Origin of the sequence: Paenibacillus sp. NPDC058898 (assembly GCF_049316025.1) — a bacterium.
Taxonomy (GTDB): domain Bacteria; phylum Bacillota; class Bacilli; order Paenibacillales; family Paenibacillaceae; genus Paenibacillus_AQ.
The window spans coordinates 132504-154540 of sequence record NZ_JBMOSM010000007.1 but is presented as its reverse complement, the minus strand read 5'-3'; the positions used below and the strand labels follow the sequence as shown (position 1 = coordinate 154540).

Below are 22037 nucleotides of genomic sequence, written 5' to 3'. Positions count from 1 at the left end.
CGACCCTCGATCCGCCCGAGGCACTTCAATGAGGCGTTTTGTAGGCGGATGACCCTGCGAACCTAACCGCTTTGCGGCCGCCCCGTTGGCTTAAGGTTCTCGGGTTCGTGAATACCAGAGACGTTATCAGAAATTCATTTAAAGGAGATCTGATTTTGAGTGCTTTTTGGAATAGTATTGTAGGTTCTACATCTTTGGTGAATTCAGCAACAATTATTTCGTTGGTATTAGCGGTGATTTTTTTTGCATATCAAGAACATCGCTCCAGAAGAGAACATGCAAAAGAAACATTACGATTAAGAGACGAGATCACAAATTTAATAATAAGGAACCATGTTAGTAACGGGGTTCCTGTTTCTAGAATTGATTTACAGGTTGTTATAGATGGATTTGAATCAATTAAAAACTGCACATTAAAGGTGAGCACCGTTGAAGTGATAGAAATGGTGTATGCAAAAGTGTACGAAAATGAACATATAGGCAATAGTATGAGGGGAGAGCTACTTAAAGAACTTGAGGATATTTTAAGCAATTATTCAATTGGTTTGTTAGAGGACCAGCCAAATAGTGACCAAGATATAATTATAAGCCCTCGAATATCTGCTTTAATAGCTATACCTATCTTATCGTTTATAATGGCATTCGGGAATTTCCTATTATACATTAAAGATTTAAATACTATATTTGTTAATGTGCTAATGTTAGCTTTGGTTTTGCTGTATTTATATGCGGCGCCTGCGATACATAGCGTGCTCGAAAAATTTATTGAAGGTAAAGATAGAAAAAAAGAAAATAGTCAATTTTCAGAGAAAGTATTACAAATTAATCAAAGCGAAATTAAACTTCCGAAATTTGATGAGTCAGAGGAAGTTACTTTCGAACAATTATTTGATAATAAAGAAGATATCTATGAAGTATTTGGACAAAGAGTCATCCTTGAAAAACTACTTAGAAATCTTTATTTGGAAGTGTTCCAGGAGGAGACTAAATTTCCTGTCTCAAAAATAATTTCTTTACTGGCTAGAGAAAATATACTAAATGAAAATTTAACATATCCTCTAAGAAGGGCATACCAATATAGTAATTTCGTAATACATGAGGGAAAGTTACCTCACGAAATAAAGTCTTATAAAGAACTGATTGATTTTATAAAGGAAATGACCAGTTTAATAAACCAAATTATTGAACGTTTAAAAGATAAATGATTTGCAGATTATTCAAAGGAGAATGAACTTCTGATAACATTACATTTACGCATCGGGCATACGCCCTTGGCTCGGCAGAAGCATTTCGGGGAAGCAGGAGCAGCCTGATACATCCGACTTCGCCGGACGTCGTAAATACGGAAACGTTATATGCAATTGCTGCAAATCTAAAAAATTGGAGATGAGTATGAAAGCAGTTTATCCAGGATCGTTCGATCCTTTTACATTAGGACATTTAAATATACTCGAACGAGCAACAAGAATATTTGATTCCGTGACTGTTGTTATTGCCCAGAATTCTCAAAAAAATCATATGTTTAGTGCAGAACAAAGATGCAAAATTGTATTGCTATCTACCAATCATTTGAAAAACGTTAAGATCAACATAATGGAATAGTTGCTGATTTTGTGAATGATGAAAATATCGATGTAATTATTAGAGGTATTAGAGGCTCAACAGTTTTAGACCATGAAATAAAATTAGAACAATACAATAGTAAAATATGCACGGCAGAAACAGTATATCTAACTCCAAAAACTGATCATCTAAATACAAGCAGTACACTAGTAAGGATGTTTATAGAATCGAAACAAGTAAATCACCTATCTAATTACGTATCTAAAGAAGCAATAGAATATATAAAATCATTGATATAAGGATCTAACTTGTTTGTCGAAGATGGCAGCAACAGCATATAACATTGTATTCCTTAAGGCTCCTGGGATTGCTGGAAGATAAGAAGCCAGGAGCGGAGTCAGGCAATCAATCCTGCTAGGCTAAGCCTTCGACCCGATGCTGACGTACCTTAAGCCTTTCGGGTTCGTAAATACTAAAACGTTATAGAAATTGGCGTAAGAGCGGATTTGTGAAGGCTAATACTTCGATGTAGCATAAAAAAGCAATGTCTGGAGCTTCCTTATATATTGGCGTATAATAAGAATGATTAAATAAAAGGGGGTACAGTTGATGAGTGTCCCGAATGATGAACTGGAAAACATATTAGGTAACTTAAATGATAAGAATAAGGTTGTCGCAAAGAGCTTTTTATCATGGTTACTTGAGAAACAGCTTGATGAGGAAGACGACTGTTTGACTCCAGAAGATATTCAGGCGATAGAACAGGGACGCCATGAGTTTCAAAATGGTCAGACTAAATCCTTGGAGGACCTAAAACGTGAACTTGAAATATAAAGCGACATTTTCAAGTGAAGCAGAAAAGAGCCTAGGGAAAATAGACCGAACTATCGCAAGAAGAATCTTTGTAGCCCTTGAGCAATTATGTAATGACCCATTTAACAACCCGAATACGAAGAAAATGAAGGGTAAAGAAGGCAACATCTATAGATTACGGGTAGGGAATTACCGAATAATCTATGAGGTTCTTAATTATGAATTAATCGTTTTTGTAGTTCGTATAGGACCTAGAGGAGACATATATAAATAACATCAGAGCCCTAGCAATAAAGTTAGGGCTATTTTTTGTTTGAAAATGATTATGTGAGATGTTCAAGAAGACGCCAACATCTTATAACAATACATTTCTGCTTCGTCGCTGACGCTCCTTGGTCGCCAAAAGTAGGCCAGAGAAGTAGAATCGGGCGACACATCCAATCGGCTAAATCTGACGACCCGACACTTTGTGCCTTAAGCCGCTTGGACGTCAGAAATGCGGGAACGTTATACGACAGAATCTTTACATGGTTTGGAGGTGTTTCGATGGCGTTAATTTCAAAGAATACTAGAAACAGTGATAGTACAGTACATTATCTTGATTCTTTTTATGATTCTGATAAGTCCTTAACTCCTCTTTTAATATGTCCCGGTCTCTCAGAAGTGGCTGAGGAATATAAAGATTTTATTGAGTTTATGTTACCTAGAAGGTGTGTTGCGCTCTCCTTTCGAGGAAGGGGAATGAGTGATACACCCCAAAATGGTTATGATTTGCAACATCATATTTTGGATATAGAGTCTGTGATTAAAGAAACTAGTCTAGATCATTTTTATTTGTTTGGTTACTCACGAGGTGTATCTTATGCTTTAGGTTATACAAGAATGTATTCAGAACGAATTAAAAAGTTAATTATTCAAGATTATCCACTTGAACATAAGGCGATGCCAGTCGAATGGGCACATGATTATATTGAGAACTATTTAATACCCTATAGAAGGATTAATAATATTAGGCCGGAAGCAGTATATGGAATTCAACGAGACTCGATACAAGAACAGATCACATTCGAATTTTCAAAACCAGTGCTTGTAATACGTGGATTACAAAAGGATTCTCTATTATCCAATAAAGGATTAGAACAATACAAAAGACAATTTCCGGAAATTCAAATAGAAGAATTTAAAGAGAGTGGACATGATATAAGAAGAAATGAAAGATCAAAACTATATGAAACAATAAAGGGATTTTTAGATTAATCGAAGAAGAGATTCCGTCAACATAATATTCAAGCTGCGGTCCGAAGGAGCCTTGGTCTGCTGGTTTTGATTTCTTAGAAGCGTTTCAGCAGACACATCCGACTACGTCGGACGTCGTGAATACATTGAACGTTATAGGAAACCTCCGTATTGTATGAAAGAAGGAAAAACAAATGAATAAGGAACAGTATTTTGAAGATCTTCAAGATATAATAAACGATTTAATTTATATCGGTTCCTCTGAAGCTGATCTTCAAGAAGAAATTGAAACAAATATGTGGAGAATCTCGATTTCTCCTGATCTGATTAATCAAATTACAACTGACGATTTCGATGAATTTATAAATAAAGTTATACAGAATCGGAAAGATCAAATAGAACGCTCTAGTTCAAATCTAGGTATGTTTTTTTATTTATGGTTTGATATTATGGCAAGTCAATTAAGATTCAATCTGATATCTGACATCAACAAGAAATTACCATTTAGCTGTGAAATACAAATATTGAATAACCCAAGAGAAATACTTGATGATTTTTTAGGGTCCCCATTTCATAATGGGTTACTAATAGAAGGACATAATGATGACTCAGAAGATAAAGAATATATATTAAAGATTTATAAATTGCATTTAAAAAAGGACTAATATAAAAGTAAATCGAAGATGACTGAGGCATCACATAACATAATATTCATGCTACGGGGCTTACACCCCTTGGTCGTCCGATGTATAATCATGGAAGATAACTCGGACGACACACGAGCCGGCCTAAGATAGGAGCTATCTAAGGCCGGCTCGCGTCGTGAATACGGGAACGTTAGCTGAAATTGCTTAATAAGAAATAAATAAGAGGTGCGGACAAATGGAGGAGACTAGTCCTAAGTATGCTGATAAAGAATCAATTGAAAGTCTTATAAAGAAATTACATTTATCGCCACTTACTTCGTTTTCGCAGGACTGGGAATATACGTCGGCTGATTCTTTAAGAGTAAATGAATTTATTACATATTATGAGAAAAATAAATTAACGGATAGTTACGATCCATCCGCAGCCTATTCCGTCACATACCTGATGCTCGACAAATCCCTTATCGGTCCATTCGCCGGATCATACGCCGCCAACGAAAAGGCCATGCTCGAAGAGTTGACCGATGCCGTACAGCAGAGTGCGACAGCCGTAAATGTCTTGATGCAGCAGAAGGTTGAAAAGGATCAGCCTATCGTCTGGATTAATCCGACACTACTTAACGGGTGGTCAGGCGTATCGGGAGAAACACTACAATATACAAAGGTAGGTAGTCGAGTTCAAATAACAGGGCGTGTGCTTGGGGTAATGTTGCTCAAGGAGTAGTACTATTTAGACTCCCTGCAGGATATCGCCCGAAGAGGACAGTAACTATTCCAGTATATTATTCCGCTGGCAGTACTTCTGGAATGGGTGAAGTTGTTCTAGGGACAGATGGCAGTGTGCTTCTATATATCGGTGGAAGTACCTATGTAGATATGGCTAACGTATCGTTTATAGCGGAATGGTAAAAAGGAGGTATCACATGAAAGCCGTACCTAAAGTAAATACAGATGGCTTCTATATAGAGGATACGCTAGTGGACGATGCCTTTTCCGGTGTCGTCCCTTTTTATGCGGAAATCGAGCCGCAGCTCATCGATCCGGACAAAGCTGAACAAGAAGCAGAGGAGCAACCGGAGGAGGAAGCGGAACCGGAAATCGCGGGTTACACTGTTGGTGTGCCGGTTACTCCCGGACTGTTTCGACCGCGCTTCGACCTTGACGGCTGGCAGGCATACCGTGACGCCGTTGATACTGCGCTGACTGAGTTTCAGCAGACCTATGACGAGTGGGCGGCACTGCCCGAAGATGGACGAGGTGATATGCCACACGCTGAGTCACCGCCTATGCCCGATTTATGGGTCGAAGGACTAACGCCGGAAGAGATTGAGGAGATTACGCGACCGCAGCCGCAGGTGCCGAGCGAGCTGGAACGCCTGCAAGCGGAGAATGTGGAGCTGAAGCTGGCCTTGACGGAACTGGCCGAAGCCCAGGAAGCCGACAAGACCGAAATGCAACTTGCCCTGGCAGAACTAGCAGAAATATATGCAGGCTCAGGAGGTGAGGACATTGGCTAAAATCTATTGTGATCTTATCCGTAAAGACCTAAAGACAATTGATGATGTGCCATTTCGCTGGAAAGACCAAGTACAAGAACTTTTAGAAGCTGACACCGAATAAGGGCGTTTTTATTTTGCCTCTGGGTTGTCCGGGGGCTATTTCTATTAGAGATACAGGGGGAAGGGCGATGGAGAATGAAGTCGTTAAATACTTTCTAACACAAGGGCCATTTGCCTTGCTGTTTGTATGGCTGCTAATTTATGTGATGCGAGCCAACAAGGAACGAGAGGGTAGATTACAGGATTTGTTGGACAAGTTTAGTGATAAATATGAAGTGATTATCGGAGAACTTCGAGACATCAAAGATCGATTCCCAAGGCACTGATAAATAAAAATTAGAGAGGTTGTGTGAAATATGGAATGGAACATGATTTTTGAATTGATCGATCCGCGGCTGCTAATCGTAGTGGCTGCATGTTGGGTAATTGGTTGGATTCTGAAGAAAACCCGAAGGTTGCCGATTGGAGTATCGTATACATTGTCTTGATCATTGCGGTATGGCTGACAATCGGCCTGCTCGGGTGGTCCGTTGAGTCGCTGATCCAAGGCATACTCGCCGGGACATCTGCAGTGTATGGGCATCAGGCTTTGAAACAAGCCAAGAAAATAGGTGATGCTCAATGAACCGAAAAATATCACAAGCAGGGCTTAGTCTTATCAAGTCTTTTGAGGGTTGCCGCTTAACGGCGTACAAGCCAGTGCCAACGGAAAAATATTGGACGATTGGTTGGGGACATCATGGGCCTGATGTAAAACAGGGAATGACCATAACACAGGCACAGGCGGATGATATGTTGGTTAGGGATCTGGCAAAGTTCGAAGCATACGTTAATGACCAGGCATATGTGCCAGTAACGGCTCAACTCAACCAGAATCAATTCGACGCATTGGTCAGCTTTTGCTACAACTGCGGCGCAGGGAACCTTAAAAAGCTATGCGCAGGCCGGACCATCGATCAAATCGCCCAAAACATCACGGCATATAACAAAGCAGGTGGGAAGGTCCTAGCTGGATTGGTACGTCGCAGGGCGGCTGAATTGACACTTTTTAATAAGAAGGAGGAGAAAGCGGTGGCACAAGAAAGAGATATCAACAAAGTAAGCCCCTGGGCAGCAGCTGCTTGGGATGTAGCGAAAAAGGAAGGGCTTTTCGATGGCAGCCGCCCCGGAGATCCTTTGATCCGCGAAGAGGCGGCAATCGTCTTCCTCCGTTTGGAAAAAAGTATTCTCCAGAAATTAAACAAATAACACGAGTACCCTGCGGGCCTATTACTGGCTGGCAGGGTCTTTTTTGATGGTTTAGCGACACTTTCATTTTACCCCGGAATGGTTTTTTTGTAATGGGCTGTCCCGCAGCCATTTTCATGGCTTTGGGAACAGCTTCTGTTTTCATCAGTTTTTAGATCCAACAACCTGCTGCCAAAATGATAACGAGAAGAATGTACAGAACCAAGACAAAAGTAGCACTACGGCCATAGCCATACCCGGCATCAGCGCTCATGCGTAATCCTCCTTTGTTTTAGAGTCATGTTATTAATATGTGGTTACTTATGTATAAGCTTGGGCGATTAACTAAGTGTTTAGCCTAATTTTTTAGCCTATTTCGATTACTGCTTGGGTGGAGGAGGAAGTTTTTAACGTGAGGGAGTTGTTGCAGCCCCTTTGTATTTTTTTTGATGATGTACATTTGAAAATGATTAGCAAAGTGGCATTTCTGTGAATATACATGAAGTGTAGCCCGCCAACTACAGCTCAGGTTTCCTTCTTTAAAAAAAGAAGAAGCTGTCTCGCAGTCATTTTTATGGCTTTTGTGACAGCTTCCTTTTTGTTCGGTGTCATATGCTCCATTTTCCGTCCGCATTGACGGGAAGTAGAAAAAAACTTGAGTAACACAACCCGTGATATCCATGTGGTCAGCGCCGCATCGGTAAAAAGAACCTCGCTGGCTTAGGCTGGCGTTTTTTTTGTTAATAAGAATATTGGCCCTAGCATTGCTTGAGTTTTTGAATACATTGTATCGAGATCGTAGAAAGGAGGAGTCCTCATGGGTGAAGTTGGTTACGAAGGTGGATACGGCGGTAAAAACTCAGTCGGAGCAGTTCTTGTTCTCTTTATCTTGTTGGTTATCATTTTAAGTTCTTTCTGGGTTTAATTTCTCTAGTTTAAACTAAGACCCTACCTGCAAAATCTGGTGGGGTCTTTTTCAATGCACATACTCTAGTGGGGTGGAATAAACTGCTTTAGAGTTCGTGCTTTCCTCCTTTCGCACAGAGCTCGGTATTGGAACCGTTGCTTTTGTTTCAAAAGATCCCTGCTGGCTTAGGCTGGCGGGGTTCTTTTTTTTGTTTTATTGCTGATATAATACAAACGTATGTTCTTACAGGAGGTATTCCATATGCTACCCGATCCTGAACGTAGGCTGCTTCGAATCCTTATCAATTACCCGAGTCCAGTACATAAAAGCCGTATGCCTGATTTTAGACGGTTGGAGAGGATGACCGGGCGGAGGCGTCCGGATTTACTGACAGGGCTGCAGTACCTGGAAGATCGAGGGTTCATCGTGTGGCCTGATAAATCTGTGACAGATGGGATTCAGATCATCAAGACAGAAGAGCTGGAGAAATCACCGCCGCCGAGGAATATAGACTACTGGACGAAATATTGAAGAGTATCAGACGAGAGGCATATAAGAAGAAGACCTGTTGCTTGATTAAGCAATGGTCTTCTTCTTATTATAGTATTTTGATTATGGGGAAAAAATGGGGCAGTATAATAGTAGAAACATGATATAGATAGGCTATTGTAGACCGCATCAAAAAATCAAAGTTGCTTATTTGACGGTGTTTTTGATAAGATAGAGCAACGATGATGTACGGAACGGCCAGCCTTCCAAGCTGGTAGCGTGGGTTCGATTCCCATCACCCGCTTAGTATAAAAAATCCCACTTACCTTAATCGGTGGTGGGATTTTTAATATGTGTTTCTACTTGCCCACAACTTGCCCACAAAACATATCCACTTTTGCACTCTTCATAACTCTTTTAAAACCGTGAAAACCGCATAGATAAAGGGTTTCAAGTTTTTGAAACGAATTTAGTATACATAATATCTTAAGAGCTATCTAAGGGTAATGGGCGTCGTGAATACGAGAGACGTTATGTGAAATACCGGGAACTGACTATTTAAGGAGTGGGGGGAGATTCATGAAGCAAGTAGATATAACTAAAACCCTCGAAGAACTTGAAGGAGAGGGCTGGAGTGAACCAGTTTTTAGCTCTGGATTGGTAGTCCGTTCTCATGAATTAAGAAAGAAACCTTTAAATGAGTTCAATCTTGAAGATCTGAGACTATTAATACTACAACAAACTAGTTTAGATATTCTTTTGCCTTTAGCACTGGAGCGATTAGCTGAGAACCCTTTACAATCAGGTGAATTATATGTTGGAGATTTATTTTGTTCAATATTAAGAGTCGATAAAGAATATTGGGAAAATAACATAGAAATAAAGAACGAATTGGATGAAGTAATAAGAATTTACGAAAATGCCAGAGAAACACTAGATAATTATATTAACAAATACAGAAGTGATAGCTTGTAAGTATATTCAAGAAGCCGGTACATCCCATAACATTATATTCATGCTGCGGGGCTTACGGCCCTTGGTCGCCAGATGTATAATAATCGAAGAAGATAACTCGGACGACACACGAGCCGACCTAAGATAGGAGCTATCTAAGGCCGGCTCGCGTCGTGAATACGAGAGACGTTATACGACAGAATCAATAATAATAGAACAGCGGGTCGGAAGACCCTCTAAATGCCAGAGTTCTGTAACTCACAAAAGAGTTGTAGAGCATCTTTGAAACCTTGTATGTAAATACTTCTTTCTAGGATGGACTGGAGAGAAATTTGAGCGTCTTCGTAAAGAAAAGCTGTATGTTGAAGTTGATCGGGTAAAGCATCACGAAGCGTACTGAAATATTGATCTGTTTCTAAAGTAAGTTGACTGTATTCGGTATGATGTTCTGAAAGTTCAGTGTAGAGTAATTCCAATCGTATTCTTATGAGTGGTTCTGCTAATGAATCTAATGTATTAACCATATGTTAGACCTCCCTTTTTAACTCTATAGAGTTATTATATAACTTTATAGAGTTAGTTACAAGGTGAATATTTGACTTTATAGAGTTAACACTTCGCTTTTCGTTGATGATTGCTGGTAAGAGAGATAAGATAGAATTATGGAGGGGAAAAAATGAGCATTATCAAGTGTAATATAAGAGAACTTATGGCAGAGCATCGAATAGATGATATAACTGAATTGATGGCGAAATCAGGATTAAGTCGGAATTCAATTAACAAGTTATACAGGGAAACCAATATAGAAACAACAAAATTAGAAACCTTATTCAAGCTATGCGATACATTTAACTGCAAATTATCTGATTTGATTGAATATGTACCTGCTGAAGATACATAGTGAAGGTCGATTCATGAAGAGATTCCGTCGTCTAACATAATATTCAAGCTGCGGCTCCTAACGGAGCCTTGTTCTGCTGGATGGATTTCAGGGAAGCGGACTCAGCAGACACATCCGACTTCGTCGGACGTCGTAAATACAGGAACGTTAAGTGAAATCTCCCGTAAGACACTAGGAACCAAAAATAACTCTTTAGGTTATAATGAAAGCATAATAATGATTCAGAGGAGGGAAGTTCATTGAAGCGAGAAGATATTGAAAATAAATTGAGATCCGAAAAGCATTATTTGAAGGAACATTTTTACGTCGAGAAGATCGGGCTATTTGGTTCCTTTGCTCGTGATGAACAGACAGAAAACAGTGATATTGATTTGTTAGTTGAATTTTCTCGTCCTGTTGGATTTGAATTCCTGGAGCTGAAGCATTATTTGGAGACTATATTTAACCGCCACATTGATCTTGTTACTCCTAATGCCATTAAACCTTATATGAAGGATGAAATACTTAGTGAGGTACAATATCAGTGAAACGGCCAATAAATTCATTAATGGACATTTTAGAGTCAATTCATCGGATAGAATCGTATCTCTTGAACGTTGGGTATGAAGACTTTTTATCAAATCAAATGCTTTTGGATGCAGTAGTACGAAATCTAGAAATAATTGGAGAAGCGGCTAGAAACATTAATGAAGAAATAAAGAAAAAGTATCAGGAAGTTCCATGGAGGAATATGATTGGGCTAAGGAACATCTTGATTCATGAATACTTCGGTATTGATGAAAGCATCATTTGGGAAGTATCTACAAGAAATTTGCAAGAAATAAAACCAATAATTATGAAAGCTATTCAGGAAGTGGGAGACTTCACTTAACATAATATTCACGCTGCGATACCTTGCGGTCTCTTGGTTGTCAGATGAACAATCGAAGGAGATGCTCAGACAATAAACGACCCAGCCTAAGATAAGAGCTATCTAAGGCTGGGTCGTTTCGTGAATACGAGAACGTTATATGCATTTGCTGCAAATCTAAAAAATTGGAGATGAGTTATGAAAGCAGTTTATCCAGGATCGTTCGATCCTTTTACATTAGGACATTTAAATATACTCGAACGAGCAACAAAAATATTTGATTCCGTGACTGTTGTTATTGCCCAGAATTCTCAAAAAAATCATATGTTTAGTGCAGAACAAAGATGCAAAATTGTATTGCTATCTACAAATCATTTGAAAAACGTTAAGATAATTCAACATAATGGAATAGTTGCTGATTTTGTGAATGATGAAAATATCGATGTAATTATTAGAGGTATTAGAGGCTCAACAGCCTTACGGGCTCGTGAATACTAAAACGTTATACGAAAGGACGAAGTATTTGATATTTAATAAGCCACTTGAGAAGTATGATTTTGTTCTTCAATCCGAAGATAAGAAGTCACATATCATTTTTTCATTTATAGACGTTGAATTAGAGCGATCTAAATCCATTAATTACTTAGTGAATATAAAGGACGATCAGTTTGCAGGACAGGTTGAGATCTGGATTGATCAGGAAGAATTGAATCGTTTTATCGAAGGGCTTTTAAAGGCTGAAAATGGCGAAGTAGAACATATAAGTTTAAGAGCAATAAGTGAAGAAGAATTAGAAGTGACTTTTATGGATCAAAGAATGGGACGCTATGAAATCGCCTATTCGATTAAGAACAGAAGATATTCCAGAAATCGATTGATTGAAACCACATTAAAGGGATCTTTTGAATACGACATTGAATTTTCAAACCAGTTAAAAGAGAACTTAAAGGATATTCATAAACTCTTGTCGTAAGCATTTGTAAGCAACTCAAGGTCCCTTCGTATAACATAATATTCACGCTGCGGACATTCGTCCTTGGTCCGGCGTTCGCCGGACACTCAGCGTACGCTGAGTCGTGAATACAGGAACGTTAGACGACATTACTTGAATGGAGATTACTATGAAAAGCTTAAAGGAATATTGGAATCATTCATTTCAAAGACCAAACATGAAGCCCACCTATGATAATTGGCTTGATAAATATTCAAAAGAATTCAATGAAGCTAATATGCGGATTATTGATTTAGGATGTGGTATAGGGAATAACAGCCTTTATTTATCAGAGAGAGGATTTAATCCAATAGCATGTGATATCTCTGAGGAAGCACTGAGAAAACTTAAGGGATCAATTCCTGATTGTAAGACGCATTGCTTTGACATGAGTGAGGGGATACCCTTTGATAAAGGATCCATAGACATATTAATAACGGATCTCAGTCTGCATTATTTTGATGAAGATACGACCAATAAAATAATAAATAACATACATAGTGCGTTAAATACGAAAGGACTATTGTTGTGTAGATTAAATTCGACAAAAGAAATAGTAAATAAAGGTGAAGTTCAACAAAGCCAGGACAAGTATCTATACAAGAATGAAGGGATTAATAGAAGATTCTTTGATCAGAGTGAGATAGAGCGGTTTTTCAGCAAAGATAAGTGGGAGTACATGTACATAGAAGAATATGAACTTTTAAGGTACCAGAATAAGAAGGTCATGTGGGAAATCGCTCTGAAGCCAAATAACGTCGTCTAACATTATATTCACGCATCGGGCCATTCGGCCCTCGGTCCGCGAGAAGCATTTGGCAGTGGAGCTGATTCAACGGACACATCCGCACCGCGGCCGGCTGCTGACGCGGCCTTAAGTCGGGGGGACATCGTGAATATGGAAACGTTATGCGCCATTACCGGTAAATATTAAAGATGATATTTAAGGAGATAATTTATGAAAGGTAAGATACTCTTATTATTTTTTATTACGATAGTGTTTTCATCTTGTCAAAATATTAGTCAATCGACTACCTTGAACAACGAAACTAAATCAATAATGAATTCTGAACTGCCTCCTGATGTAGTGAGTACAGGTAATGGAACAGAATCAAAAGAAATAACTGAAGGTCGATCAGATCCTTCTAACAATGAAGTGTTATCCATGAGCATTGGGAACTATGAATTGAAAGGAGAATTTTATGATGAAATGCTTCGAAATCCTATAGATCATGATTATGAAGTGGAATTTAATGAATTTCAAAATTCCAAAGAGATTATTACAACATTGGGATGGGGGGCGTTGGAAAGTAAATATACAGAGATTTGGGATAAAGAGTTGAATCAAATATATAAAAAGCTTCTTTCTAAGTTGGATAGAGAACCAAGAGAAGCACTAATTGAATCGCAGAAAGAATGGTTACAGTATCACTTAAGGGAAACAAAATTTGTAGAGAAAACATTTATTGATAATGGTTACCTTGGATCACGAGGATCGGTAAGCTTAGTCACAGTTATAAAGGAGAGAATAAGGGAAAGAACAATGCAATTATTTGAATATCGATATTTGCTAGATGGTGAAGTTGAGTTTTTATACCAAAGCAAAAAATAGAGTTGGAATCTTGATCAAAGGTTTTTAGGTGATGCTTCGAAGACAGTAACCGCGCATAACAATGTATTCACGCTGCGGGGCTACCACCCCTTGGTTGTCAGATGTATAATCATGGAAGAACACTCAGACAACAAACGACCCAGCCTAAGATAAGAGCTATCTAAGGCTGGGTCGTTTCGCAGATGCAGTTTGGAAGCTAAACTAAAGAGCAGGACAACACAATTATCTCGCGAATAGAATGAGTATCAACGAAGTTTTTAGGAGGCTACCGCATGTTAACACTATTCGAGTATAACTGGCAAGTTCGCAGAGATTGGTTTGATTGGTGTGAAACTGTGAGTGAGGAAGAGTTGCTGAAACAACGCACCGGCGGTATTGGGTACATTCTCCCCACGCTGTATCACATAGTGGCAGTCGAGTATGGCTGGATTTGCGGTGGAATACAAGAAAAAGCGATTGATATCCCACAATTCAAGGAAGTGGCAAGCTTACAGCAGATAAAAGATTTTTCCGCCCGTTGCCACGAGGAACTAGCTCCGTTTGTTTATGATTGGAATGGCAGCCTAGAAGACCGCTTTATGATTGATATCACTGATGAAGGGGAAAGGGAGCCCCATAAATACGGCGAAGTAATGCGGCATGTGATCGCCCACGAGATCCACCACATCGGTCAATTATCTATATGGTCAAGAGAAATTGGTAAGAAGCCGGTTACTGCAAATTTGATTGGCAGAGGGTTATTTGATAATTAACGTAGATATAGATCAATGTTCAAAAGCTAATCTAGTCAAAGGCAGAAGAAGATCAAAAGTAAGCAATGAAGATCAAGATCATGTTCAGTAGGTTCGATGAAGTCGGAAGATTCGTATAACGCTATATTCACGCATCGGGCCATTCGCCCACGGTCTGGCAGAAGTTAGAAGTGGATTCGGAGAGGCATTACAGTAACAGGGAAGTGAATTCAGCCGGACACACCCGCACCACCTAACCGCATCGCGGCCGGGACTTCGTCCCTTAAGGGGGTGGGGCGTCGTGAATACAAGAACGTTACATGAAATCAATGCTGCTTATTTTGGAGGATCATTCAATGAAGGTTTATTTAGAAGCATTATCAGAACAAGATTTTACAACGATCATAGAATGGATAAATCAAAAAGATGAAGATTTCATCGTACAATGGGCAGGTTTAACTTATTCCTATCCATTAACCATAGAACAATTGAAAGCCCATTACAGTAAAGGAATAAATACGATTGAATCGGATGTTTATATATATAGGATCAAAGAGGCAGAGCAATTTGTTGGAACAATACAACTATGCAGGTTTAATAAAGAACTTGAAGAAGCTGCAATTGGAAGATTTTTAATTGGTGAAACGCAAAATCGAGGAAGAGGAATTGGAAGCAAGGCATTAAAGGAAATTGTAAAGATTGGATTTGAACAATTCAGATTAAAGGCAATAAATTTAAACGTATTTGATTTTAATGTATCGGCAATAAGATGTTACGAGAATATTGGTTTTAAGAAGATGAATCGTATGGAGAATGTATATCAAGATAAAGCAGGACGCACGTGGAATAATATCGAAATGAAATTAATCAAAGATCATTTTGTGGGCTAATTCGAGAGGGCATTGACATCATGTAACATAATATTCACGCATCGGAGCCTGGTGGCTCCTCGGTCCATGAGATGTGATCAGCAGAGGAGTAGATTCAGCGGACACATCCGCACCGACTAACCGCATCGCGGCCGGGACTTCGTCCCTTAAGGGGGGGGGACATCGTGAATACGGGAACGTTATATGAAAGGAATGCATATTTGGAGGTGTTACCTTGAAGCGATATCCTTTTGATTGCATTACTCAACTAGTATTTGTAAAAGAAGAAGATCTATTACCGGCAGATGTCATCCTTGTTCCCGGAGGAAGTCATACAAAGCCGATGAAGATTGCATGTGATTTATATAAATCTGGATTAGCACCATATATACTTCCATCCGGTGGTAATAATCCTAAGTTAACAATCACTGAATGGGAATTTCAAAGAGACATCGGTTTGTCACTTGGAATTCCTAAAGAGGCAATTCTTAGAGAGGATCAAGCTAAGAACACATTCGATAATGCAAGAAACTCATGGCAAGTCTTAAAAGAACATAACATTATGGTCACTCGAGCTATTATAGTTTGTAAATCATTTTTCTCAAGACGTGCATTAATGACTTATCAAACAGTATTCCCGTCAAATATAGTTTTCCAAGTAAAGCAAGATGATTTTAGAATAAGCAAGAATAACTGGTTTTTAAATGACCAAGGTATCAAGTATGTATTAACAGAAGCTGAGAAGATTACTAAATACTTTGGTCATCACATACCGAATTGGGTAAAGCAATTGTCTTAAACTCGAAGAAGGCATTCCCATCATATAACACTATATTCACGCTGCGGGCCAGAAAGCTACCCCATGGTCGCCGAGAGGCATTTCAGGGAAGTGGAACCAGGCGACAACCCTGCACCGACAACCGCATCGCGGCCGCTCCCATTGGTAGCTTAAGTCGGTGAGGGTTCGTCAATGCGGGCACATTATATAACATACTTGCTTAGATGAAATTCATTATTATGATACAAATGGTATACCCAAAATTGTGGGCTAAAATAATTAACTATCTAGGTACACGGAGGGGAAATATGCTATACGGACAACGAGTAACATTACGGCCTGTTGTTGAAGAAGATTGGGAACAACGATATGAATGGCTGTCCGATCCTGTAGTTAACCGAACGTTACCATCAGGAAGTGGTATGCCCCTAACACCGGAAGTGGTCAGAGAACGTACACGGAGGTACGCGCAAACAGATTCATCAGCTGTCTATTTTACCATAATAAAAGAAGACGGCATCCCGATTGGCAGTACCCAATTGTTTAAGATCCATCCTTGGTCCAAGCATGCTGAATTTGGTATTTGGATTGGGAACAAAATGGTATAGGGGCAAGGTTATGCAACAGAAGAGACAAGTGTTGTCCTGGATTTTGCGTTCGAGCGTTTAAACCTTCATAAAGTGTATTTGACGGTAGATGCTGATAATCCTGGTGCTATTCGGAGTTATGAAAAGGCTGGTTTCAAGAAGGATGGCATACTAAGAGACGAGGTCTATAAAAATGGTCAATATGTCGATCGTATAATGATGAGTATTTTGAAACATGAATATTTAAAGAAATCCAATTGTTCCCAATAACAAGTGAAAGATACTAGAAAAAGGATATAGGTGTTTTGTAGGGGAGAGTAGCTATTTGTTATTTTGTTTTTATCGGCTTGTCAATCATCAGAACAATTAAAGCCGATAAAAGAAGAAACAATTGATTTCGACATAAACACTGCAATTGAAATGGTTGAGAAGAAAGAAAAAATGATCATTGATTTAGCATTGAGAGAAAAGGTGTCAAAACTGGAGTATAAGGAATTAGAGAAATCTTTTACCGAAGAGTTTGGAGTCCATGCTAAGGATATTCTATCTATATTATTTATCAATAATATGGATTCCGATCCCGAGTCAGATATGTATGTACAACAGACTACATTATACCCAACTGTCTTTCATAAAGGAATAACTATAACAAATGCGGTCATTTATAAGAGTTACTTCGAGCATGAGTTTTTTAATCAAACTAGATTAAGCATTAAGGAAGAATATGTTGGCGATGATGAGAAGTTAAAGGGTTGGAAAAGAGAATACATTTTTACTCCAAACAAACATGGAGAGTGGGAATTAAATGGATTTTCTGGAGTAATGAATTTCTAAATTACCTAGGGATCGTGCGCTCGAACCAAAATAAGTCATACCATGATCCCCCTCTTAAGATTGATGATTTTTTGAATACGATAGGAGTTGTCTAATCCATGTTGTCCAACTAACGGGGAATTTGTAAGTCTCTCGAAGAAGGCGCTGAGATCATATAACACCGTGTTTAAGCTGCGGGCTGTTCCGCCTTAGTCTGCAGAGGATTTCCGAAAAAGTGGATTCAGCAGACAACCCTGCGAGGCTAAGTCTTCGACCCGGCGCTACGCGCCTTAGGCCTCTCGGGTTCGTGAACACAAGAAACCTTATAGGAAATCAGCGCAAGAAATTAATTGATGAATTAACCTAAAGGGCAGTTATGCTAAGTGTAAATGAGCAAAAGCAGCCTATCCTCTGACGAGGAACGAGCTGCTTTTTACTCTTTTTCCATCTTGGAAGTACCCATTCCCTCAAAATAGAGGTTTTTGCAGGGCTCTCTATTCAGGTGCGAAAAATTATTGCCAATACGGTATTAGGTTCTCGTTTTAACGGCTAACCCACTAAACGATATCGGCCCAACAACATCGGCTCTTGTATTTGCAGTAAGATTTTCTGCTGTGACTGTGTAAACATGGGTACCAGCTAATACATTTCTATCTTCCGCCTGGAACGTAACAGCATAATTTTGTTCAGAGCCAGCAGATTCGATACCTTGTTGTGTGTTGAAAATCTCTCTTCCATCGCGGAAGATTCTAAAGAGTATTTGTGCAATACCAGTGACACCTCGAACACCCACGGTTGCTACCAAATCTACCCGATTACGTTGAGAATTGACTGGAATCCGTATAGTGATTGTTGCAAGGCGAGATCTTGCTGGTGAACGACGGATAATAAATGAGTTTGCTAAGTTGAATCTACGGCGCGGCTGGACGGCAGCTTTATCGAGAATACGTACCAAAATATCAACTCCTTTTATTTGATACCTCCAAGATATGTTGAACAAAAAGAGAATGATTGGACAATTATGTAAGATGCTTTAATTTGATTCAAATAGACTATGAACAATGGACGTCGCTACTACGAGAACGTTATCAGAAATCAGCGTAAAGAAGTTGAAGATATGAAAAGAGGCACAGTCTTACATGATCGCAACTAAGGGTGTATCGTATGCAGGGAACTGGAATCGAAGAATACGGGGATATTTCAAAGCTAAAGATTGTTGAAGTTCCAGATCATAAACTCAGCCCGGATGAAGTTCGGATCGCAATTAAAGCCAGCGGTGTTAATCTCAGTCTGCCTCTTTTATATAATGCATCCCCACTTAAAAACTTGGCTATAAAAAGCACCCGGATATATATATCCGGGTGCTTTGTCATGCTATTCATAAATTCACAACTTGAAAATCACTATCAGGATTTGGGCCAATCCGATGATGTTTTTTCGATTTTGTGCGGCGGAAAGTACGGTAATACGTATTCTCCTAGTTCTTGGATCACCTCATCAGCCGGACGCTTTCGAAAACCAAGGCGAATCGGTGTAGCTTTTTCATGTGGATCTTCTGCAAAGTCGAGATGCATCGGCATGGAAAATGGACCGAATTGAGTGTGATTTTGACGTAGGGCTCACTCTTGCCATGCGTTTATCGGCGAGCTCTTTATTTCCGGAAATAGATCGAAATTGAAAAGGAAACTGGTGAAAAGGGACAAGGAGCCGTTGTGGTTTTCTCTGAACTAGGCATTTGCACAGTCATTTAGTTATTCGCCTACGTATTATATATGGGAAAACGAAAGAGCTCGGAAGAAAAAAACGCAATTGTACAAACAAATCTCTTTTATAAGGAGTGAAGTCAAATGTCATTAGTGCCACAATCTCCTCCCCCTACATTCATCCCAGAAAAACCTGCTGTATCTTATATAGTTGACTGCTTATTTCAATACACTTATGTTTGGCTATTGAACGGGGAGAGATTCTGGTTTTACCCAACCCGGCTTGAATACGGTGAAGCTTCAGGTTATCGATGGAATGGGGCATATTGGACTTATTATGGGTTTGATCCAAGATTTATTGATGCTGTTTCATGTCAAATTCCTACACTATTCTAAAATATAACATGCCATGGTTAAGCTGCTCATCGGTGATGTGGAACGCGTTTCCCCTACACCCCTTTGAAGGACAAGGTAAGAATCGAACTTCTTAGAGAGAGGATTTGGATTAGGGAATAACTATTCTGCAGCTTGTCGTCGATCTTTTCCCCGGTATGAAAGTGGTGTCCGGAGGGAAGAAGGCTAAATCCTCATGCCGGAAACTTCGAATCAAAACGATCGGGCATCCCAACCATCCGCACCGGGCTGATATATTCCGGGAGAAAGTTTGACTTTCTGTTTCCAAAAAGGTACGCCTCTGATCTGATGCTAACAGATGTATGGCGTAAATTGAAGTTTTGCCGCCTATAAGGCGGCGTTTTTATTTTTAGGATAATCGTACTTTTTACTTTATTTGTTGTTCTATTGCATGATTTACTTAACAACTAACGCTACATATGTTCTAGTGGATTTGTTGAAACCATGGAACTTACTAAATATCTTATAAGAAATTCTTGAAATTTCAGAAATTTATCCGATAGGGGGGTGCTATTATACAACTACAAACAAAGATGAGGTGATGATATGCAAGCAAAATTGGCAGCGGACGCCATTCCCCTCTCCAAAAAGCGGAAGTCATGGATAAGAACGCTACAAAAGTATAAAGTGATGTATGCTCTCTTATTGCCGGCATTAGTTTACTTTGCCGTATTCAAATACATTCCTATGGCGGGAATCATGATTGCTTTTAAAAACTATAACCTGGCTTTGGGACTATGGGATAGCCCGTGGGTGGGACTTAAAAATTTTACGGATTTTATGAACGGCGTTTATTTCTGGGACATCATGGGAAATACGATTATCATATCGCTGTATAAGCTATTGTTCGGTTTCTCCGCTCCCATCGTACTTGCTTTACTCCTCAATGAAGTTTATAGCCATTGGTTTAAGAAAATCGTACAAACGATCACTTATTTGCCTCATTTTCTGTCATGGGTCATTGTTTATGGAATCTTGGTGGCATTATTAGCCCCAGGGGATGGTCTCTTTAACATGATTTTGAAGGAAATTGGGGTTGAACCCATCTCATTTCTAACGGAACCTGCCTGGGGCAGACTGCTGATCATCCTATCTGAAGTATGGAAGGATATTGGATGGGGAGCGATATTGTACCTTGCAGCATTAGCAGGAATCGATCCAAGCTTATATGAAGCAGCTCGAATGGATGGCGCTTCCAAATGGAGACAGCTCTGGCATATCACTTTACCCGGCATTCGAGGAGTCATTATTCTGATGCTGATCCTTAAATTAAGCCATATTCTGGATGCTGGCTTTGACCAAATATTCATGTTTGCCAACAGCTTTAACCAGGAGAAGATCGACATTATCGACACATGGGTATACCGTGAAGGGTTGGAGCGTCTTAAGATTGGCTTGGCTACTGCTGTAGGATTGTTTAAAGCTGTCATCGGATTTGTTTTAGTGTTGGCAGCGAATAAGCTCGCCAAAAAATTCGATGGGCAAATTTGGTGAGGTGGTTTTTAAAATGATTAATTTGACAATCGGGGAAAAAGTCTGGCAAGCCGTCGTTTATGTGATTCTTATTTTTCTATCCCTACTTTGCTTACTACCCTTTCTATACGTGGTTGCTGTCTCAGTGACGCCAGAATCGGAAGTGTTAAGAAAAGGGATTGTTATTATACCAGAATCCTTTACCTTTATAGCCTATAAAGAAGTATTCATTTCTCATGGTATCGGGCAGGCGTATAAAATTACATTGTTTCGAACGATTGTAGGCACTGCGTTAAATGTGTTTTTTACGGTAATCGCGGCGTACCCGTTATCCAAAAAATATTTGCCGGGTCGCAGTCCGTTTTTACTATTCATTGTGTTTACCATGATGTTCAGTGGGGGGTTAATTCCAACTTATTTACTAATCCGCTCTCTCGGATTGCTAGACAGTCCGTGGGTATTGATTATTCCAAATCTCATTAGTGCATTTAATCTGGTGATTATTAAAGGCTTTTTCGAGCAATTGCCTGGCGAAATCGAGGAATCAGCGAGGGTTGACGGTGCAAGTGAGCTTCAGTCGTTATGGCGGATCATTTTACCCCTGTCTTTGCCCGTCCTTGCCACCATTTCCTTGTTTTACGCCGTCGGCCATTGGAACAGTTATTTCGATGCTATTGTTTACATCAATGATTCGAACCTCATGCCACTTCAAGTTGTCTTGCGCAACATTCTGCTTAACGTCGCAACACAAAGCGCTGATTCGATTGCCAATTCCGGAGCAGTTAGCACATTCGCTGTGCAAATGGCCGCTGTCGTCGTGACTACGGTTCCGATTTTGATGGTTTATCCATTTATGCAGAAGCATTTTACCAAAGGTGTGCTCTTGGGATCAGTTAAAGGTTAAAAGGAATTGCAACCTA

The 22037-nt window shown here is 39.5% G+C and carries 30 protein-coding genes and 2 pseudogenes; 30 read left to right on the top strand and 2 right to left on the bottom strand.

Annotated features, from left to right (window positions below):
• Positions 1–155: 155 nt before the first annotated feature.
• From ACOZB4_RS19875 to ACOZB4_RS19805, 15 genes and pseudogenes are all read left to right on the top strand, one after another.
• Positions 156–1205 carry a hypothetical protein gene (locus tag ACOZB4_RS19875; RefSeq protein WP_379404881.1) on the top strand — a complete coding sequence of 350 codons (1050 nt, stop codon included), beginning with the start codon at positions 156–158 and terminating at the stop codon, positions 1203–1205.
• 181 nt (positions 1206–1386) lie between these two features.
• On the top strand, positions 1387–1602 hold the full coding sequence (locus ACOZB4_RS19870) for an adenylyltransferase/cytidyltransferase family protein (protein WP_422759608.1): 216 nt from the start codon (positions 1387–1389) through the stop codon (positions 1600–1602).
• A 570-nt stretch (positions 1603–2172) separates the two neighbouring features.
• Complete coding sequence (locus ACOZB4_RS19865) at positions 2173–2397, top strand: hypothetical protein (RefSeq protein ID WP_379404885.1); 225 nt, start codon at positions 2173–2175, stop codon at positions 2395–2397.
• Positions 2381–2650: a type II toxin-antitoxin system RelE family toxin gene (locus ACOZB4_RS19860; protein ID WP_379404887.1), complete on the top strand. Its 270-nt coding sequence runs from the start codon at positions 2381–2383 to the stop codon at positions 2648–2650. The genes ACOZB4_RS19865 and ACOZB4_RS19860 overlap by 17 nt, the downstream gene beginning before the upstream one ends.
• 272 nt (positions 2651–2922) lie before the next feature.
• Positions 2923–3633: an alpha/beta fold hydrolase gene (locus tag ACOZB4_RS19855; protein WP_379404889.1), complete on the top strand. Its 711-nt coding sequence runs from the start codon at positions 2923–2925 to the stop codon at positions 3631–3633.
• A gap of 173 nt (positions 3634–3806) precedes the next feature.
• Entirely contained in the window at positions 3807–4277 is a 471-nt protein-coding gene (locus tag ACOZB4_RS19850; RefSeq protein WP_379404891.1) for a hypothetical protein, read from the top strand.
• A 217-nt stretch (positions 4278–4494) separates the two neighbouring features.
• The gene (locus tag ACOZB4_RS19845) at positions 4495–4983 is read left to right on the top strand and encodes a hypothetical protein (protein ID WP_379404893.1); all 489 of its coding nucleotides are present in this window, start codon (positions 4495–4497) and stop codon (positions 4981–4983) included.
• Between the two features lie 199 nt (positions 4984–5182).
• Positions 5183–5776 carry a hypothetical protein gene (locus ACOZB4_RS19840; protein ID WP_379404895.1) on the top strand — a complete coding sequence of 198 codons (594 nt, stop codon included), beginning with the start codon at positions 5183–5185 and terminating at the stop codon, positions 5774–5776.
• Complete coding sequence (locus ACOZB4_RS19835; protein ID WP_379404897.1) at positions 5769–5879, top strand: CD1375 family protein; 111 nt, start codon at positions 5769–5771, stop codon at positions 5877–5879. Before ACOZB4_RS19840 ends, ACOZB4_RS19835 begins: the two co-directional genes overlap by 8 nt.
• Positions 5880–5946: 67 nt before the next feature.
• A complete protein-coding gene (locus tag ACOZB4_RS19830) occupies positions 5947–6144 on the top strand; it encodes a BhlA/UviB family holin-like peptide (protein ID WP_379404899.1) in 198 nt (65 codons plus the stop codon).
• A gap of 30 nt (positions 6145–6174) precedes the next feature.
• Positions 6175–6443 (top strand): annotated as a pseudogene (locus ACOZB4_RS19825) (phage holin family protein).
• Complete coding sequence (locus tag ACOZB4_RS19820) at positions 6440–7066, top strand: lysozyme (RefSeq protein WP_379404901.1); 627 nt, start codon at positions 6440–6442, stop codon at positions 7064–7066. Before ACOZB4_RS19825 ends, ACOZB4_RS19820 begins: the two are co-directional and overlap by 4 nt.
• A 796-nt stretch (positions 7067–7862) precedes the next feature.
• Positions 7863–7970 (top strand): YjcZ family sporulation protein, encoded by a 108-nt coding sequence (locus ACOZB4_RS19815; protein ID WP_379404903.1) that lies wholly within the window; start codon positions 7863–7865, stop codon positions 7968–7970.
• A gap of 243 nt (positions 7971–8213) precedes the next feature.
• Positions 8214–8483, top strand: a complete 270-nt coding sequence (locus tag ACOZB4_RS19810) for a hypothetical protein (RefSeq protein ID WP_379404905.1) — start codon at positions 8214–8216, stop codon at positions 8481–8483.
• A gap of 537 nt (positions 8484–9020) precedes the next feature.
• Positions 9021–9416, top strand: a complete 396-nt coding sequence (locus ACOZB4_RS19805; protein ID WP_379404907.1) for a contact-dependent growth inhibition system immunity protein — start codon at positions 9021–9023, stop codon at positions 9414–9416.
• A 215-nt stretch (positions 9417–9631) separates the two neighbouring features.
• On the opposite strand, the gene ACOZB4_RS19800 is transcribed toward ACOZB4_RS19805, so the two are convergent.
• Entirely contained in the window at positions 9632–9919 is a 288-nt protein-coding gene (locus ACOZB4_RS19800) for a hypothetical protein (protein WP_379404909.1), read from the bottom strand.
• A gap of 152 nt (positions 9920–10071) precedes the next feature.
• On the opposite strand from ACOZB4_RS19800, the gene ACOZB4_RS19795 reads away from it, so the two are divergent.
• The 12 genes and pseudogenes from ACOZB4_RS19795 (at position 10072) to ACOZB4_RS19740 (ending at position 17548) form a co-directional block, all read left to right on the top strand.
• Positions 10072–10296 carry a helix-turn-helix transcriptional regulator gene (locus ACOZB4_RS19795; RefSeq protein WP_339272635.1) on the top strand — a complete coding sequence of 75 codons (225 nt, stop codon included), beginning with the start codon at positions 10072–10074 and terminating at the stop codon, positions 10294–10296.
• 239 nt (positions 10297–10535) lie between these two features.
• On the top strand, positions 10536–10823 hold the full coding sequence (locus tag ACOZB4_RS19790) for a nucleotidyltransferase family protein (protein WP_053492195.1): 288 nt from the start codon (positions 10536–10538) through the stop codon (positions 10821–10823).
• Between the two features lie 20 nt (positions 10824–10843).
• Entirely contained in the window at positions 10844–11167 is a 324-nt protein-coding gene (locus tag ACOZB4_RS19785) for a DUF86 domain-containing protein (protein WP_379405607.1), read from the top strand.
• Between the two features lie 177 nt (positions 11168–11344).
• The gene (gene coaD / locus ACOZB4_RS19780) at positions 11345–11644 is read left to right on the top strand and encodes a pantetheine-phosphate adenylyltransferase (protein WP_379404912.1); all 300 of its coding nucleotides are present in this window, start codon (positions 11345–11347) and stop codon (positions 11642–11644) included.
• On the top strand, positions 11634–12119 hold the full coding sequence (locus tag ACOZB4_RS19775; protein ID WP_379404914.1) for a hypothetical protein: 486 nt from the start codon (positions 11634–11636) through the stop codon (positions 12117–12119). The genes coaD and ACOZB4_RS19775 overlap by 11 nt, the downstream gene beginning before the upstream one ends.
• A gap of 196 nt (positions 12120–12315) precedes the next feature.
• Positions 12316–12903 (top strand): class I SAM-dependent methyltransferase, encoded by a 588-nt coding sequence (locus ACOZB4_RS19770; RefSeq protein WP_379404916.1) that lies wholly within the window; start codon positions 12316–12318, stop codon positions 12901–12903.
• Positions 12904–13095: 192 nt separating this feature from the next.
• A complete protein-coding gene (locus ACOZB4_RS19765; RefSeq protein WP_379404918.1) occupies positions 13096–13749 on the top strand; it encodes a lysozyme inhibitor LprI family protein in 654 nt (217 codons plus the stop codon).
• Positions 13750–14021: 272 nt separating this feature from the next.
• Positions 14022–14501 (top strand): DinB family protein, encoded by a 480-nt coding sequence (locus ACOZB4_RS19760; RefSeq protein WP_379404920.1) that lies wholly within the window; start codon positions 14022–14024, stop codon positions 14499–14501.
• Between the two features lie 335 nt (positions 14502–14836).
• Entirely contained in the window at positions 14837–15370 is a 534-nt protein-coding gene (locus ACOZB4_RS19755) for a GNAT family N-acetyltransferase (protein ID WP_379404922.1), read from the top strand.
• A 214-nt stretch (positions 15371–15584) separates the two neighbouring features.
• The gene (locus ACOZB4_RS19750; RefSeq protein ID WP_379404924.1) at positions 15585–16148 is read left to right on the top strand and encodes a YdcF family protein; all 564 of its coding nucleotides are present in this window, start codon (positions 15585–15587) and stop codon (positions 16146–16148) included.
• Positions 16149–16351: 203 nt separating this feature from the next.
• Positions 16352–16984 (top strand): annotated as a pseudogene (locus ACOZB4_RS19745) (GNAT family N-acetyltransferase).
• A 63-nt stretch (positions 16985–17047) separates the two neighbouring features.
• On the top strand, positions 17048–17548 hold the full coding sequence (locus tag ACOZB4_RS19740) for a hypothetical protein (RefSeq protein WP_379404926.1): 501 nt from the start codon (positions 17048–17050) through the stop codon (positions 17546–17548).
• Positions 17549–18056: 508 nt separating this feature from the next.
• On the opposite strand, the gene ACOZB4_RS19735 is transcribed toward ACOZB4_RS19740, so the two are convergent.
• Positions 18057–18482, bottom strand: coding sequence for an exosporium protein C (locus ACOZB4_RS19735; RefSeq protein WP_076326624.1), 426 nt, complete (start codon positions 18480–18482; stop codon positions 18057–18059).
• Between the two features lie 209 nt (positions 18483–18691).
• Between ACOZB4_RS19735 and ACOZB4_RS19730 the strand changes: the two genes are divergently transcribed.
• From ACOZB4_RS19730 to ACOZB4_RS19720, 3 genes are all read left to right on the top strand, one after another.
• Positions 18692–19126, top strand: a complete 435-nt coding sequence (locus ACOZB4_RS19730) for a hypothetical protein (protein ID WP_379404928.1) — start codon at positions 18692–18694, stop codon at positions 19124–19126.
• 1064 nt (positions 19127–20190) lie between these two features.
• Complete coding sequence (locus tag ACOZB4_RS19725; RefSeq protein WP_379404930.1) at positions 20191–21138, top strand: ABC transporter permease; 948 nt, start codon at positions 20191–20193, stop codon at positions 21136–21138.
• Between the two features lie 13 nt (positions 21139–21151).
• A complete protein-coding gene (locus ACOZB4_RS19720) occupies positions 21152–22021 on the top strand; it encodes a carbohydrate ABC transporter permease (RefSeq protein WP_213644881.1) in 870 nt (289 codons plus the stop codon).
• The last annotated feature ends 16 nt before the right edge of the window (positions 22022–22037 follow it).

Coding starts and splice junctions, on each gene's coding strand:
- ACOZB4_RS19870 (WP_422759608.1), top strand. CDS start 1,387: ATGAGTATGAAAGCAGTTTATCCAGGATCGTTCGATCCTTTTACATTA.
- ACOZB4_RS19865 (WP_379404885.1), top strand. CDS start 2,173: ATGAGTGTCCCGAATGATGAACTGGAAAACATATTAGGTAACTTAAAT.
- ACOZB4_RS19855 (WP_379404889.1), top strand. CDS start 2,923: ATGGCGTTAATTTCAAAGAATACTAGAAACAGTGATAGTACAGTACAT.
- ACOZB4_RS19850 (WP_379404891.1), top strand. CDS start 3,807: ATGAATAAGGAACAGTATTTTGAAGATCTTCAAGATATAATAAACGAT.
- ACOZB4_RS19845 (WP_379404893.1), top strand. CDS start 4,495: ATGGAGGAGACTAGTCCTAAGTATGCTGATAAAGAATCAATTGAAAGT.
- ACOZB4_RS19840 (WP_379404895.1), top strand. CDS start 5,183: ATGAAAGCCGTACCTAAAGTAAATACAGATGGCTTCTATATAGAGGAT.
- ACOZB4_RS19830 (WP_379404899.1), top strand. CDS start 5,947: ATGGAGAATGAAGTCGTTAAATACTTTCTAACACAAGGGCCATTTGCC.
- ACOZB4_RS19820 (WP_379404901.1), top strand. CDS start 6,440: ATGAACCGAAAAATATCACAAGCAGGGCTTAGTCTTATCAAGTCTTTT.
- ACOZB4_RS19815 (WP_379404903.1), top strand. CDS start 7,863: ATGGGTGAAGTTGGTTACGAAGGTGGATACGGCGGTAAAAACTCAGTC.
- ACOZB4_RS19810 (WP_379404905.1), top strand. CDS start 8,214: ATGCTACCCGATCCTGAACGTAGGCTGCTTCGAATCCTTATCAATTAC.
- ACOZB4_RS19805 (WP_379404907.1), top strand. CDS start 9,021: ATGAAGCAAGTAGATATAACTAAAACCCTCGAAGAACTTGAAGGAGAG.
- ACOZB4_RS19800 (WP_379404909.1), bottom strand. CDS start 9,919: ATGGTTAATACATTAGATTCATTAGCAGAACCACTCATAAGAATACGA.
- ACOZB4_RS19795 (WP_339272635.1), top strand. CDS start 10,072: ATGAGCATTATCAAGTGTAATATAAGAGAACTTATGGCAGAGCATCGA.
- ACOZB4_RS19785 (WP_379405607.1), top strand. CDS start 10,844: ATGGACATTTTAGAGTCAATTCATCGGATAGAATCGTATCTCTTGAAC.
- coaD (WP_379404912.1), top strand. CDS start 11,345: ATGAAAGCAGTTTATCCAGGATCGTTCGATCCTTTTACATTAGGACAT.
- ACOZB4_RS19770 (WP_379404916.1), top strand. CDS start 12,316: ATGAAGCCCACCTATGATAATTGGCTTGATAAATATTCAAAAGAATTC.
- ACOZB4_RS19765 (WP_379404918.1), top strand. CDS start 13,096: ATGAAAGGTAAGATACTCTTATTATTTTTTATTACGATAGTGTTTTCA.
- ACOZB4_RS19760 (WP_379404920.1), top strand. CDS start 14,022: ATGTTAACACTATTCGAGTATAACTGGCAAGTTCGCAGAGATTGGTTT.
- ACOZB4_RS19755 (WP_379404922.1), top strand. CDS start 14,837: ATGAAGGTTTATTTAGAAGCATTATCAGAACAAGATTTTACAACGATC.
- ACOZB4_RS19730 (WP_379404928.1), top strand. CDS start 18,692: ATGCAGGGAACTGGAATCGAAGAATACGGGGATATTTCAAAGCTAAAG.
- ACOZB4_RS19725 (WP_379404930.1), top strand. CDS start 20,191: ATGCAAGCAAAATTGGCAGCGGACGCCATTCCCCTCTCCAAAAAGCGG.
- ACOZB4_RS19720 (WP_213644881.1), top strand. CDS start 21,152: ATGATTAATTTGACAATCGGGGAAAAAGTCTGGCAAGCCGTCGTTTAT.